General features: G+C 70.7%; 16 protein-coding genes and 1 tRNA gene. 11 read left to right on the forward strand and 6 right to left on the reverse strand.

Features of this window, described 5'->3' with window-relative positions; translation table 11 throughout:
• Positions 1-79 precede the first annotated feature (79 nt).
• Together ACZ5U5_RS07950 and ACZ5U5_RS07955 are read left to right on the forward strand one after the other, a co-directional pair.
• Positions 80-592 carry a hypothetical protein gene (locus ACZ5U5_RS07950; protein ID WP_469017848.1) on the forward strand — a complete coding sequence of 171 codons (513 nt, stop codon included), beginning with the start codon at positions 80-82 and terminating at the stop codon, positions 590-592.
• 17 nt (positions 593-609) lie between these two features.
• Entirely contained in the window at positions 610-1,146 is a 537-nt protein-coding gene (locus tag ACZ5U5_RS07955; protein ID WP_469017850.1) for a peptidoglycan-binding domain-containing protein, read from the forward strand.
• 142 nt (positions 1,147-1,288) lie between these two features.
• Here ACZ5U5_RS07955 and ACZ5U5_RS07960 read toward each other — a convergent pair whose 3' ends face one another.
• The gene (locus tag ACZ5U5_RS07960; RefSeq protein ID WP_469017853.1) at positions 1,289-1,954 is read right to left on the reverse strand and encodes an HAD-IA family hydrolase; all 666 of its coding nucleotides are present in this window, start codon (positions 1,952-1,954) and stop codon (positions 1,289-1,291) included.
• Between the two features lie 226 nt (positions 1,955-2,180).
• The gene (locus ACZ5U5_RS07965; RefSeq protein ID WP_451203249.1) at positions 2,181-2,759 is read right to left on the reverse strand and encodes a TMEM165/GDT1 family protein; all 579 of its coding nucleotides are present in this window, start codon (positions 2,757-2,759) and stop codon (positions 2,181-2,183) included.
• Positions 2,760-3,267: 508 nt separating this feature from the next.
• Here ACZ5U5_RS07965 and ACZ5U5_RS07970 point away from each other — a divergent pair.
• The 4 genes from ACZ5U5_RS07970 (at position 3,268) to ACZ5U5_RS07985 (ending at position 8,530) form a co-directional block, all read left to right on the forward strand.
• Positions 3,268-3,915: an HNH endonuclease family protein gene (locus tag ACZ5U5_RS07970; RefSeq protein WP_469017856.1), complete on the forward strand. Its 648-nt coding sequence runs from the start codon at positions 3,268-3,270 to the stop codon at positions 3,913-3,915.
• A 132-nt stretch (positions 3,916-4,047) separates the two neighbouring features.
• Positions 4,048-5,763 (forward strand): alkaline phosphatase D family protein, encoded by a 1,716-nt coding sequence (locus ACZ5U5_RS07975; RefSeq protein WP_469017858.1) that lies wholly within the window; start codon positions 4,048-4,050, stop codon positions 5,761-5,763.
• A 263-nt stretch (positions 5,764-6,026) separates the two neighbouring features.
• A complete protein-coding gene (locus ACZ5U5_RS07980; RefSeq protein WP_469017861.1) occupies positions 6,027-8,018 on the forward strand; it encodes an FAD/NAD(P)-binding protein in 1,992 nt (663 codons plus the stop codon).
• Between the two features lie 62 nt (positions 8,019-8,080).
• Positions 8,081-8,530, forward strand: coding sequence for a DoxX family protein (locus ACZ5U5_RS07985; protein ID WP_469017863.1), 450 nt, complete (start codon positions 8,081-8,083; stop codon positions 8,528-8,530).
• 111 nt (positions 8,531-8,641) lie between these two features.
• On the opposite strand, the gene ACZ5U5_RS07990 is transcribed toward ACZ5U5_RS07985, so the two are convergent.
• A complete protein-coding gene (locus tag ACZ5U5_RS07990) occupies positions 8,642-9,202 on the reverse strand; it encodes a superoxide dismutase family protein (protein ID WP_469017866.1) in 561 nt (186 codons plus the stop codon).
• A gap of 257 nt (positions 9,203-9,459) precedes the next feature.
• Between ACZ5U5_RS07990 and ACZ5U5_RS07995 the strand changes: the two genes are divergently transcribed.
• Positions 9,460-10,149 carry a DedA family protein gene (locus ACZ5U5_RS07995; RefSeq protein WP_469017869.1) on the forward strand — a complete coding sequence of 230 codons (690 nt, stop codon included), beginning with the start codon at positions 9,460-9,462 and terminating at the stop codon, positions 10,147-10,149.
• On the opposite strand, the gene ACZ5U5_RS08000 is transcribed toward ACZ5U5_RS07995, so the two are convergent.
• Positions 10,146-10,403, reverse strand: coding sequence for a DUF2277 domain-containing protein (locus tag ACZ5U5_RS08000; RefSeq protein ID WP_469017872.1), 258 nt, complete (start codon positions 10,401-10,403; stop codon positions 10,146-10,148). The two genes, ACZ5U5_RS07995 and ACZ5U5_RS08000, sit on opposite strands and share 4 nt — an antisense overlap.
• Positions 10,404-10,521: 118 nt before the next feature.
• Between ACZ5U5_RS08000 and ACZ5U5_RS08005 the strand changes: the two genes are divergently transcribed.
• Positions 10,522-10,869 (forward strand): hypothetical protein, encoded by a 348-nt coding sequence (locus tag ACZ5U5_RS08005; protein WP_469017875.1) that lies wholly within the window; start codon positions 10,522-10,524, stop codon positions 10,867-10,869.
• 41 nt (positions 10,870-10,910) lie between these two features.
• Positions 10,911-11,225, forward strand: a complete 315-nt coding sequence (locus tag ACZ5U5_RS08010) for a hypothetical protein (protein WP_469017878.1) — start codon at positions 10,911-10,913, stop codon at positions 11,223-11,225.
• A gap of 144 nt (positions 11,226-11,369) precedes the next feature.
• On the opposite strand, the gene ACZ5U5_RS08015 is transcribed toward ACZ5U5_RS08010, so the two are convergent.
• Positions 11,370-11,699 (reverse strand): hypothetical protein, encoded by a 330-nt coding sequence (locus ACZ5U5_RS08015; protein ID WP_469017880.1) that lies wholly within the window; start codon positions 11,697-11,699, stop codon positions 11,370-11,372.
• A gap of 276 nt (positions 11,700-11,975) precedes the next feature.
• Between ACZ5U5_RS08015 and ACZ5U5_RS08020 the strand changes: the two genes are divergently transcribed.
• Positions 11,976-12,341 carry a cupin domain-containing protein gene (locus ACZ5U5_RS08020; RefSeq protein WP_469017883.1) on the forward strand — a complete coding sequence of 122 codons (366 nt, stop codon included), beginning with the start codon at positions 11,976-11,978 and terminating at the stop codon, positions 12,339-12,341.
• A gap of 233 nt (positions 12,342-12,574) precedes the next feature.
• Complete coding sequence (locus tag ACZ5U5_RS08025) at positions 12,575-13,081, forward strand: response regulator (protein WP_469017886.1); 507 nt, start codon at positions 12,575-12,577, stop codon at positions 13,079-13,081.
• Positions 13,082-13,215: 134 nt separating this feature from the next.
• Here ACZ5U5_RS08025 and ACZ5U5_RS08030 read toward each other — a convergent pair.
• A tRNA-Val gene (locus tag ACZ5U5_RS08030) sits at positions 13,216-13,287 on the reverse strand.
• Positions 13,288-13,363 lie beyond the last annotated feature (76 nt).

Consider the following 13,363-nt stretch of genomic DNA (forward strand, 5'->3'; position numbering starts at 1 on the left):
GGTCCGTGTGACCCGTTATGGCCTGTTGAAGCCAGGGTCTGCATAATCGGCGGAGTTCTCTAGGGGTGGGGTACGAAGAGTGAGCAGCACGGAAAAACGTCCGGACGGCGACGGCAGCGGGCACGACGACGGGCTCGGCAGCGGGCCGGGCGACCGGCGGTGTCCTGAATGCGGTGCGTCGCGCGCACCGGGCACCGCGCCTGTCTGCGGCTGTACGGAACGGGCCGCCGACGCGGCGCGGGACGCGAGGTCCGCGGACGCCGCCGCGGCGGAGGACTTCGATCCGCTGCGGATCCGTCCGTACGTGACGTTGCCGGAGCCCGGCCGCGCGGAGGAGTCGGCGCCCGAACCGGACGCGGCCCTCTCCCCCGCCCCCGCCCCCGTTCTCCCGCCGGAGGTTGTGGCTCCGCCGCGCTCGGCGGACGTGGGGCTGTTCGCGCCGGGTGGTTCGGATAGTGCGGGCGGTGCGGAAGGTGCGGTCAGCGGGGGCAGAAACCTCTCCGCACCGGGAGAGGACCCTGCCCCGCCCCCTCTGCCGTACGACGACGGATCGGCACCGCCTCGCGGCCGTGCGGGCTGTACGCGGGGGTGAGCGCTGTGGTGGCGGTGGTGGCCGTCGCAGTGCTTGCCGCGGTGCTGCTCTCGCCCGACAAGCCGCAGCGGGAGCAGGCGCTGCCGGACGTGCCGACCCGTGCGGTGACCGGCCCGTCCGAATCCACCTCGGAGGCACCACCGCCCTCGACGACGTCCGCCGCGCCCTCCGTGTCCCCGTCGCCGTCGGCGTCGTCGTCCGCCTCACCCGAGGCGAGCCCGTCCCTCACCCCGTCACGCTCGGCTTCGCCGAAGCCGCGGTCCACCCGACCGCCGAGCCGCTCGACGGCACGGGCGACGGGCTCGGTGGAGCCGGCGGAGCCCAAGGCCGACCGCGTCCTGCGCCGCGGCGACAGGGGCCCTGAGGTCGCGGAACTCCAGGAACGCCTGCAGCAGCTGTACCTGTACATGGACGAGTCCGACGGCACGTACGACAGCCAGGTGGAAGACGCGGTGGCCCGCTACCAGTACGCCCGCGCGACGCACCGCGACGGCAGGGGGGTCTACGGGGAGGAGACGCGGGCGGCACTGGAGGCGGAAACGCGGGAGCCGTAGGGCGGCGGGGGACGCGGGGCGAAACGCAAGCCCCCGTCCCCACCGGAAACCAAAAGGCGCCCCGCACCGCGAAGGTGCAAGGCGCCGGAACGCATCACCGGGGCCGGTCACAAGTCCCGGTCAGCCAAGGATCTGCCAAAGATCAGCCGAAGCTGAGCCGAAGCCCCCCACCCTCAACCGGCTCCACCCGTACCTCCGTCAGATCGGCGACATGCACGGTGGGCCCGAACTCCCCGGCCCGGGGGCCGATCCCCACGACCCGCATGCCCGCCGCGAGCCCCGCGGCTATCCCCGCACCGGAGTCCTCGAACACGACGCAGTCAGCGGGGTCGAAGCCCAGCTCGGCGGCGCCCTTGAGGAACCCCTCGGGGTCGGGCTTGCTCGCGCTCACGCTCTCCGCGGTGACCCGCACGGCCGGAAGCGGCAGCCCGGCCGCGGCCATCCGACCGTTGGACAGGTGCACGTCAGCGGACGTCACGAGCGCGTGCGGCACCCCCTCCAGGGAGGCCAGGAAGGCAGCGGCGCCCGGCACCGGAACGACGCCCTCCATGTCGGCGGTCTCGGCGGCCAGCATCTCGCGGTTCTCCGCGTAGTTCTCCTCCATGGGCCGCTCGGGCAGCAGCACCGCCATCGAGGCGTACCCCTGACGACCGTGGACGATCTTGATGACCTCGTCGAAGTCGAGCCCGTGCCGCTCGGACCAGCGCCGCCAGCAGCGCTCGACCACGGCGTCGGAGTTGACGAGCGTCCCGTCCATGTCCAGGAGGAGAGCCCGGGCGGTCAGAACAGAGGCGGTCTCAGCCGTCATCGGCGTACTCCAGAGCACAGAGAGAGGTGCAGAGATGTCGCGGGAAGGGGGATGCGGAAGAAGCGGGAAAAGAATCAAGGCAGCTCCGCCCGCCGGTCAGGGAACACGGGCGGAGCCACTTTGTTCCTCCACGATACAAAAAGGGGCCAGCAGACGCCAGCACCGCAGGTCACACCCCTTACAAGGGCATCCCGAACCCGGACATCCGGGTGTCGCGGGGAGCGGCTCAGGCAATCGCCTCGTACAGGCTCCACACCCCGAGCCCCAGCATCAGGAGCGCCGCGATCTTGGTGATGAGCGACAGCGGCACCCGCTTCATCAGCGCCTTTCCGCCGACGATGCCGAGCCCGGCGACCGCCCACAGCGCGAGCACCGCGCCAAGACCCACGGAGAGCGGGTCGTCGTACCGCGCGGCCAGGTTCGCGGTCATGATCTGCGTCAGGTCACCGAACTCAGCGACCAGGATCAGCATGAAACCCGCGCCGGAGACCTTCCAGAAACTCTGGTCCTTGGGCTCGCGGACCTCTTCCTCGTCCTCGCCGCCCTTCAGGAGCAGCATCGCCGCCCCGCCGAGGAAGAGGACACCGGTGAGCGCGTGCAGCAGTTGCTGCGGCAGGAGCGTCAGGACGCTGCCCGCCGCCACGGCGAGCACGACATGAACGACGAAGGCGGCCGCGACCCCGACGAAGACGTACGAGGCGCGGTAGCGCGTCCCGAGGACGAGCCCGGCCAGCGCTGTCTTGTCCGGGAGTTCGGCAAGGAAGACGACGCCGAAGACGAGCGCCATCACGCTGATGCTGATCAAGGTTCCTCAATCGGTCGGGCTGCCCCACCGAGAGCAATCTGTACCTCACGTACGACACCTCGGCACGGCAGCACACACGGACGCACACGGTCATGTACGTCGGGCACTGCTTGCCGAAGGTCTCGCTGGCCGACCCGGTCCATCGCGGTACACCGCGAGGATGACGGGGCCTGCCTCCGGGCGCCGGCTCAGGCGAGCTGAGCAGTATGTCGACGGTCCGGCGAAGAGCTACTCCCCTTCTGCGCCATCCATCGTACGGGACGCACGAGCACCCCGGACCAGGGCCTTTCGACCCCCCGACATGTGACCCGGGCCACTTAGAAACGGCCCTCCGGGCCACTCGCCCCCAACTCCCCCACACATGAACGCACATGACATGGCGCCAGAACTCTTGAACTGACCACCTGATTGACGCGACCCTGTCACTTGACGCACATCCGCAGGAAACCCCACCGCGTCAGCATGGCCGCCCGAACGGCCAACATCCCCCCACCTCAAGGGAGTTCGCATGCCCGCTGTCTACGCGCGTCGACGTATCGCCACGGTCACCGCCCTGACCGCCCTCACCTCCGCGGCGGCCCTCCTCACCGGGGCGCCCGCCCAGGCCGCTCCCCCGGCGCCGGTATCCGCTGCCACCGCCCGCACCTACCTGGGCCAGCTCACCGAGCGGGCCGAAGGGTCGTCCGACGGATACAGCCGCGAGAAGTTCCCGCACTGGAGCACCCAGTCCGGCGCCTGCAACACCCGCGAGGTCGTCCTCAAGCGCGACGGCACGAACGTCCAGCAGGACTCCAGTTGCGCGGCCACGTCCGGCACCTGGAAGTCCCCGTACGACGGCGGCACCTGGACCGCCGCGTCCGACGTCGACATCGACCACGTGATCCCGCTCTCCGAGGCCTGGAAGTCCGGCGCGAGCAGCTGGACCACCGCCCAGCGGGAAGGTTTCGCCAACGACCTCAGCCGCCCCCAGCTGATCGCCGTCACCGACAACGTCAACCAGAGCAAGGGCGACCAGGACCCGGCCGAATGGATGCCGCCCACCACGTCGTACCACTGCTACTACGCCCGGATGTGGGTGGACGTGAAGCACCACTACAGCCTCACGGTGAACGCGGCGGAGAAGACCAAGCTGTCGTCGGTGCTCAACGGCTGCTGAGACCGGCTGCTGAGACCACCGGCTCGCATGAGCGGTCAGGTCACCAGCCTGTAACCAGCGGGAATCCCCGGAACCTCGCCACGGACCTCCGTCGTTCCGTACCGTACGGGGCGACGGAGGAGAGTGATCATCGTGGCACGGCTGCGTCTGGGTCCACTGCTGAGGTATGTCGACGGTTCGACGGCGACGGTCTGGGTCGAGGCCGACCGCCCGTGCACCGCCGAGGTGCGGTGCGCCGACGGCGCCAAGGGCACGGCGAACACGTTCCAGATCGCGGGCCATCACTACGCGCTCATCCCGGTCACCGGGCTGCGTCCGGGCACGGAGACCGCGTACGAGGTGCGGCTCGGCGACAGCGGCGCGCCCGTGTGGCCGCTGCCGGACTCGCCCTTCCCGCCGAGCACCATCCGCACGCCGGGCGACGGCGACGACGAGGCGATCCGTGTCACCTTCGGGTCCTGCCGCTGGGCCGCCCCGCCGAGCGACGAGCACGATCCCGTCGGGCCCGACGCCCTCGACACCCTCGCCGCACGCATCGCCACCGGCACGCCGGCCGACCGCCCGGACGTCCTGCTCCTCCTGGGCGACCAGGTGTACGCGGACAACACGTCCGAGGCGACGCGGCGCTGGCTCGCGGCCCGCAGGAACCTGAACGACCCGCCGGGCGACCAGGTCGCGGACTACGAGGAGTACACCCACCTCTACTACGAGTCGTGGCTCGACCCCGAGGTACGGTGGCTGCTCTCCACCGTGCCCAGTTGCATGATCTTCGACGATCACGACGTCATAGACGACTGGAACACCAGCGCGGCCTGGCTCGCCGAGATGCGCGCGACGCCCTGGTGGCGCGAGCGCGTGCTGAGCGGCCTGATGTCGTACTGGGTTTACCAGCACATCGGCAACCTGCCGCCCGCCGAACTCGAACGCGACGAGCTGTACGCCGTGCTGCGCTCGTCGCCCGACGGCACGGACGCGCTGCGCGCCTTCGCCTCCGCGTCGGACGCCGATCCCCGCGCCACCCGGTGGAGCTACCGCCGGGACTTCGGCCGCGTACGCCTGCTCATGATCGACACACGTGCGGCGCGTGTCCTGGACGAGCAGAACCGCGCGATGATCGATCCGGACGAGGCCCGCTGGCTGCGCGAGCAGGCGCTGGACGGCGTGGGCGGAGAGGTCGGCGCAGGCGGCGTGGGCGGGGAGGACGGCTCGGGCAGCACGGGCGGCAGGAGCCAGGGATACGACCACCTCCTGATCGGCACGTCGCTGCCCTGGCTCCTGCCGCACCTCATCCATGACGCCGAGGGCTGGAACGCCGCGCTGTGCCGTGGCGAGCGTGGCGCGCGCTGGGCCCGCTTCGGCGAGAACCTGCGCAGGCGTTCGGATCTGGAGCACTGGGCGGCGTTCCCCTCGTCCTTCGACGCGCTGACCTCCCTGATCGCTGAGGCGGGTACGGGGGCGGGCGCCCCGGCGACGGTGTGCGTGCTCTCCGGCGACGTGCACCACGCGTACATCGCGGAGCCCACGTGGCCGGACGGCGGCGGCCCCGAAGCCCGCGTCCTGCAGCTGACGTGCTCCCCCGTCCACAACTCCATCCCCGCGTCGATAAAGGTGGGCTTCCACTTCGGCTGGAGCAGGGTGGGCCGGGCGCTGGGCCGTCGCTTCGTACGTCATGGCCGTTCGGCACCGGCAGCCATCAACTGGCGCAAGACGGGCGGGCCTTGGTTCGGCAACCAGCTCATGACGCTGACACTGCGGGGCCGCTCGGCGCACGTACGCCTTGACCAGGCCCAGGTGGTGAAGGGCGTGGGCGCCCACCTGAAGACGACCCAGGAGTCTCAGCTCTCGTGACGCGGCGGGGGCGTGGGCTCACGGGTTCGCGAGACCCCTCACGCCCCTTTCTTTTCCATAACCCCTCATAGGACACCGGCGCTTCACACACCTCACGTGACACAGGACACACCCGTCCGGTGATCCTCCGCTGCGGGGTTCGCCTTCCGGTGCCGCGGCGGCATGATGAGGCGGACCGTCCGCTTCCACCGCCCTCAACACCCCCGCACCCTCGCCACCCCGCATCCCCCCACCGCCCCCTGCTATGCCCGGGAGTCACGCCTTTGTCCGCACCATCCGCATCGGCCGCACCGGACCATGACGTCGCAGACTCAGTCTCAGTCTCAAGCGCAGTCGCAGTCGCCGTCGTCGGCGCGGGGCCCCGCGGGACGAGTGTCCTCGAACGCCTCTGTGCCTCGGCAGCCGAACTCCTGTCGCCGGGGGCGCGGCTGACGGTTCACGTCGTCGACCCCTCGCCCCCGGGGCCGGGACGCGTCTGGCGGACCGCCCAGCCGGCCGAGCTGCTCATGAACACGGTCGCCTCCCAGGTGACCCTCTTCACCGACGAGAGCGTCGACTGCGCAGGACCGATCCGGCCGGGGCCGAGCCTGTACGCGTGGGCCGCCGCCGGGCACGCGCCGGGGCTCGGCCCGGACGACTACCCGACGCGCGCCTGCTACGGTCGCTACCTGGAGTGGGTCTTCGCCGAAACCCTGCGCGCCGCCCCCGGATCGGTCCGGGTCGAGGTGCACGCGGCGCGCGCGGTGCGACTGGACGGCCCGAGCGACGGCCCCCAGTCCCTCGTACTCGACGGTGGCCGCTCACTCACCGGCCTCAGCGCCGTCGTCCTCGCTCAAGGGCACCTCCCTGCGGTCGGCGACACCACGCAGGAACAGTTCGGCGCGCACGCCGCGCGCCACGGCCTTCGCCACATACCGCCGGCCAACCCCGCCGACGTGGACCTCTCGGCCATCGCCCCCGGCGAGCACGTCCTGCTGCGCGGGCTCGGCCTCAACTTCTTCGATCACATGGCGCTCCTGACGCAGGCCCGCGGCGGACGCTTCGTCCCGGCGCCGGGGGGCGGGCTGCGCTACCAGCCATCGGGACACGAGCCGAAGCTGTACGCGGGGTCGCGGCGCGGCATCCCGTACCAAGCACGCGGCGACAACGCGAAGGGCCCGTACGGACGGCATCGGCCGCTCGTCCTCACCCCCGACGTCATAGCCCGTTTCCGCAAGCGCGCGGACAACGGCGACGCCCCGGACTTCCTCGACGAGATATGGCCGCTGGTCGCGAAGGAGGTCGAGACGGTCTACTACGCCGCCCTCGTCCATCCCGCCGGGCGTGCCGTGGAGTTCCGGGACGCCTTCCTCGCGTCGCCGCACCGCAGCCCCCGAGAAGAGCTGACACTGGCCGAGTTCGGGATCCCCGAGGCCGCGCGCTGGTCCTGGGACCGCCTCGCGCAGCCGCATTCCGGCCGTACCTTCCGCTCACCGGACGACTTCCGCGCCTGGCTACTCGCGTATCTGCGCGAGGACACGGCGCAGGCCGCGCTCGGCAACGTCGCGAGCCCGCTGAAGTCCGCCCTGGACGTGCTGCGCGACCTGCGCAACGAACTCCGCCTGATCCTCGACCACGGCGGCCTGTCCGGGACGTCACGCCGCGAGCACCTGGACCGCTGGTACACACCGCTCAACGCCTACCTCTCGATCGGCCCGCCGCGGCGCCGCATCGAGGAGATGACCGCGCTCATCGAGGCGGGCGTCCTCGAAGTCCTCGGCCCGCGTCTCGCAGTGCGCCCCACCGCGGACGGGGCGTACCTCGCGCACTCCCCCGACGTACCGGGGTCGGCCGTGTCGGTCACCACAGTGATCGAGGCCCGGCTGCCCGAGCCCGACGTGCGGCGCACCGCGGACGAACTGCTCGGGCAGCTCCTGAGGACCGGGCAGTGCCGCGCCCACGTCGTCGACGGCCACGAAACCGGAGGCGTCGACGTCACACCCCGCCCCTATCACCTGATCGACCGTCAAGGACGGTCGCACGCAAGGCGGTTTGCGTTCGGCGTGCCCACCGAGGGCGTGCACTGGGTGACGGCCGCCGGCGCCCGGCCGGGTGTCGACTCGGTGACCTTGTCGGACGCGGACGCGGTGGCGCGGGCCGTGCTGCGGACGGCTGCGGGCGTCGCGAAGATCCCGTCGGCGAGGGGAGTGATCCCGTCCGCGGGGGAAGCGGAATCGCCCGAATGGCCAGATGTTGAACTTGCAAGCATTGATTAGGTTCACCTAACCTTGGGCCTCCACTCGGTTACCGTCCCCGAAAACCGAAGGAGTCCCCCACCATGACTGGACGTCTCAACAGCGCCCAGCCCTACGCCCTCGGGCTTTTCCGCATAGTGATCGGCCTGCTCTTCGCCTGCCACGGCGCCGCCTCGCTCTTCGGAGTGCTCGGTGGCGCGATGGGCGGCGGCACGGTCGACGCGGGCACCTGGCCCGGCTGGTACGCGGCCGTCATCCAGCTGGTCGGCGGCGGCCTGGTCGCCCTCGGCCTTGGCACCCGCGCCGCCGCGTTCATCTCGTCGGGCTCGATGGCGTACGCCTACTTCAAGGTGCACCAGCCGGAGGCCCTGTGGCCGATGCAGAACGGCGGCGAGGCCTCCGCGATCTTCTGCTGGGCCATGCTCCTGCTCGTCTTCACCGGCTCGGGCGCGCTCGGCCTCGACCGGCTCTTCGCCTCGCGCGGCGAGACCGCGAACAAGGGCGCCTCGGAGCGGACCCCGGTGGCCGCCTGACGCGGACGCGCGCTCAGGTGCACCGGTGACGGCGCCCCCTTCCTCGTGCGCGTACGAGGAAGGGGGCGCCGTCGCTACGTCAGACCCCGTCGTGCCCCGAGGGCTGTCGCTTCAGTGGGTGGGAAGGAACGGCACCGTGAAGCACGCCAGCCGCTCACCCGCGCCGCCCCGCTCGCGGTGCAGCACGACGGATCTGGCCTCACCCGCCCGGAACTCCCAGTCATGGCGGGAAGTCGCCGTGCCCGAGCCGTCCGTGCCCGCGGTGAAGTCCAGCCAGACCTCGTTCTCCGGGTTCACGTAGGCCGGGTCCTCGGAAGGCTGGACCGGGTCCTTGCGGTGCTGGTAGTGCCCGCCCGCCGCTTCGGGGTCGACGCCGCACGGCTTCTCGTGCACGTGCGCGCCGTACGCGTAACCAGGCTGCATTCCCTTCACCCGGAGCGTGACCGACATGTCGTTCGGCCTGCCGCGCTGGTCGATCTCGATCTGGGATCCGGCCGGGACGAGCTTTGTGTCGTACGTGACCGCCCACACGTACATGGAGGCCGTGGGCGGCGCGAACCGCCCCCCGGCCTTCATCTCGTAGTAGGGCGCACCTTCGTTCAAGGGCGCACCGCCACCGCCCGCTGCGAGCACCACCGTTGCCACGGCCCCGGCGAGCATTCCTGCCACCATCGCCCCGCTCCTTCCGTACCGTCCGCCGACCCTGCTGGTCGCTGGGTTGGTGATGATGTTGGTACGGGACTTCGGCGCCGTATGCCCCATCGGGGGCGGCAGCCGGGTGAACGTGATGTAGCGAACATATGAGCCCCCCGTGGATCTCCGCGGGAGACCGCGGCGTACGCTGTACAGCTGTCACCAAGCCGCCCCTGCCGCTCCCCCGCGACGTCGCGGCAGTCACGTCGCCGGCCGGGGAGTTACGGGGAATTTCGGTGCTTGAGAATCTGGGCTCACTGACCAGCAGCCCATGGATCTACGCGGTGGTCGCTCTCTCCGTGCTCTTCGACATCGTCGTGCCCGTGCTGCCGAGCGGCGTCCTCGTCATCACGGCGGCCACGGCGGCTGCCGCGGCGGGCACCAGCACGCAGAGCGTGCCGCACGCCGTCCCCGACATCCTGGTCCTGCTGCTCTGCGCGGCCACCGCCTCGGTCCTCGGCGACCTGGCCGTCTACCGCCTCGCCTGGCGCGGCGGCGAACGCCTGGACCGCGCCATCGCCCGCTCGCGCCGCCTCACCACCGCGCAGGAACGACTCGGCACGGCGCTTGCCCGGGGCGGCGGCGCCCTGGTCGTCATCGCGCGCTTCGCCCCCGCGGGCCGCTCGATCGTCTCGCTCGCGGCAGGAGCCGCACACCGCAAGGTGCGCGAGTTCCTGCCCTGGTCGGCCCTCGCGGGCGTGGCCTGGGCCGGTTACAGCGTCGCGCTCGGCTACTTCGGCGCCCAGTGGCTCGGCGCGACGTGGCTGGCCACCGGCGTCTCGCTGCTCGCTCTGTTCGCGGCGGGCGCGGGGGCGGCGTTCCTGGTCCGACGACCGCGCACCGCGACGGGCTCGGCCACGGCGGGCACGGCGGGCCCGGCGGGTCCGGCGGGTGCCGCCACGGCGGCGGCGACCGCGGCGAACTAGGCCGCCGGGGCCTTTTCGGGCGTCTGCTCGGCGGCCCGCGGCTTGCCTCCGCGAACCTCGATCCCGGCGAGCAGCTCGGCGGTGGCTTCGGCGACCGCGTCCACGGCACGGTCGAAGACCTCGCGGTTGTGCGCGGCCGGGGCACGGAAACCCGAGACCTTGCGCACGTACTGGAGCGCGGCGGCCCGGACCTCCTCCTCGGTGGCGTCCTCGGGGATGGCGGGCGGACGGAGAGTCTTGATGCTGCGGCACATACCTACAGCTTGCCGCGAGTGCGGCACGCGCGGGAAGTCGTGTCGGAGGTCTCGTCGGAGGCCGTGCCGACCACGAGAGCCCTCGCACTCGTAATTCGAACAGGAGTAGCATTACGGGGTGCCTGCAACCCCTGCATACGACTTTCCGGACGACCTCCTCGCGGGTCAGGAGGAACTGCACCAGGTCCGGGCCGAACTCCTGGCCCTGCTGAAGCGGCTCCCCTGGTCGGTCACGCCCCTGGACGGCTTCAGCGACGACCACGGCTGGCGGAAGGTGGAGCGCCCCGCCTCCCCAGGCTGGACCCCGGACGAACAGGCGGAGGTCGAGAAACTCCGGGCACGGGAGCGGGAGTTGGCAGTGTTTGTCACTTGTCACCGCTTCTGGGAACAGGTGACGGGACCCGACGCGGTGGCTGCTCGCGCACGGCTCAAACACATACACGAGAAAATCATTGACACCGGGTGACGGCGGGCGTTGACTCCCCCCAACGCCGAGGAGGTGCTGCCATGAATGTTCTGTTGGTCGTCCTGCTCCTTGCACTGATCGGCCTGGGTTTCAGCCAGCCACTTCTGTGGCTGGCAGCTGCGGCGCTCGTTTTCTTCATGGTCCAGCAGTACGACCGCGGGGGCTCGGGCAAGAGCAGCAGCGGAAGCGGCGCGGGTGCGGCCCCTGGTGCCGGAGGCGGCGGTGGGGGCGGTGGGGGCGGTGGGGGCGGAGGCGGAGGCTTCCCCAAGACCTACCGCGACTACCGCATCCGCAAGGAACGTCAGGAACGCTGGGACCGCAGGTACAAGCGCACACACCCGGGTTCCGGCCGCTGAGCGGGTCGGTCGCCCCAGGGCGGCCGGGCCCGCCGACGCGACCGGTCATCCAATGACCTGGACGCCCCGCGCCAAGGAGCCGTTCTGCGGCGGCGGTTCGCCCATGGGCCTCGAACAGGGCTGACGTACGCGGACACCGCCCCCTCAGCCTCCGAGCGGCGCTCCGGCGGGCAGCCCTCCCAGCGGCGCCCCGGCGGGAAGCCCTCCGAGCAGCGAGACCGCGCCCTGCGCCGCGCTGTCGACCGTGGAGGTGACAGCCGAGGGGTTGTCCGCCCGCAGCTCCCCGGTGGCCGGGTCGACGGCGACCTCGTCGAGGGGGTTCTTCACGTCCTCCGGACTCGGCGCGACCCGCGCGACGGAGTCGAGCAGCGTCCCGCCGTCGGCAGGCGGCTGCGGCGCGGCGTACGCGGATGAAGCGGTCCCCAGCGCGAGTCCTGCCCCGAGGAGACCGGCAGTGGCCTTGGCAGTCTTCATGAGATGCATCCTTTCCGGCGAGGGCCCCACACAGGCCGTGCCGAACCGTTCAACTCACCCAAGATCCCCGAAGTTCTGGGCGACCACCCGATCGATCCGTAACCGCCTTTACATTCGCGACCACGCGCGACCTCTCGCGGCCAGGTGGCGCCCTCCGGCCGGCAGGCGGACGATGGAAGAAAGGGGTCGGCTGGTGATGATGTCGGCCGTGGGCCCCGCGGCGACTCCAACTGACTCCGGATATACGCGGGCAGGGCCCGGACGGAGGAAGTTGTCATGATCGAGGTCAAGGCGGTCGAAAAGCCGGACGAGCGACGCGATTTCCCTCGCGGTCACCTCGAAGCCGTTCATCTCACGGGCCTTGACTTCGCCGTGGGAACCTTCGAACCCGGCTGGCGCTGGTCCGAATCCGTCGCCCCGCTCGCGGGCACCGAGAGCTGCCAGATCCACCACAACGCCTATGTCGTCAAGGGACGGATGCACCTCCGCATGGACGACGGAGGCGAGGCCGAAGTCGGCCCGGGTGACGTCTTCGTGTGCCCGCCCGGCCACGACGCCTGGGTGGTCGGCGAGGAACAGGTCGTGGTGTACGACTTCGCGGGAGGCATGGCCCAGGAGTATGCAAAGGCAGAGGGGACCTAGCCTGCGAAAGGCTTCACGGAATGAATCCCTCACGCGCCGGGAATTTTGCAAACGCACCCACCGACGCCGCCCCTCTCGCCTCTAGACGGGGGGGCGGCATCTGTTGGTGCCGCTGGTGTTTCTGATATTTCTGTTGCCGCCATCCTGAACCCCAGGTTTAGCCCCGCGGTCACGAAGGGACTCTCCAACTCGACTTCGGCATAACGTGGTTGTTGAGAGAGGGGGACCCGTCCATGCAGACCAAATCCGTGATCCTCGTCGTCGACGACCACAAGGACACCCTGTTCGCGCTGGAGAGCGCGCTGGCTCCCCTCGGATACCCGCTGGTGAGCGCGACCAACGGCGACGACGCGCTCAGAGTGGTGCTGCGCGGGGACGTCGGGCTCATCCTGCTCGACGTGCGCATGCCGGGCGTGAGCGGTCTCGACGTCGTGCGCTACGTACGGCGTCTGGACCAGACACGCGGCATACCGATCGTCCTGCTGACCGGTTTCGACGTCAGCCGCGAGGTCGCCGCGGCCGCCTTCCTGCTCGGCGTGGCCGACGTGGCCCTCAAGCCCATCGACCCGCTGACGCTGCGCACCAAGGTCCGCTACCTCTTCGACACCTACGAGCAGCTGAAGGCCATGCGGCAGCAGATCGCAGCACTCCAGGTCCAGTTGAGGGCCGGAACCGTCAAACCGACGAACGACAGCCACTCGGAGCCCGGCTGGGCACCCAGCCCTCAGCTTGAAACGTGACGCGACGAGCCACGTGACGCGACGAGCGACTGAACGCGACAGGGCAAGCCCGCACACGCCCCCACACGAAACCGGCCCCCCATCCGATCAAGGATGGGAGGCCGTTCACACCGTCTACCTGCACGGCGTCACTGTGGGCGCGGACGGTTTCGAACCGCCGACATCTGCCTTGTAAGGGCAGCGCTCTACCGCTGAGCTACGCGCCCGGGATATTTCGACAGCCTACCTTGCCTGTGGCCCCGGGCCGCAAACCCGTAAGGGAGCGGTCCTCGACCGGTGGGG

The organism is Streptomyces sp. NPDC033177 (genome assembly GCF_055577715.1).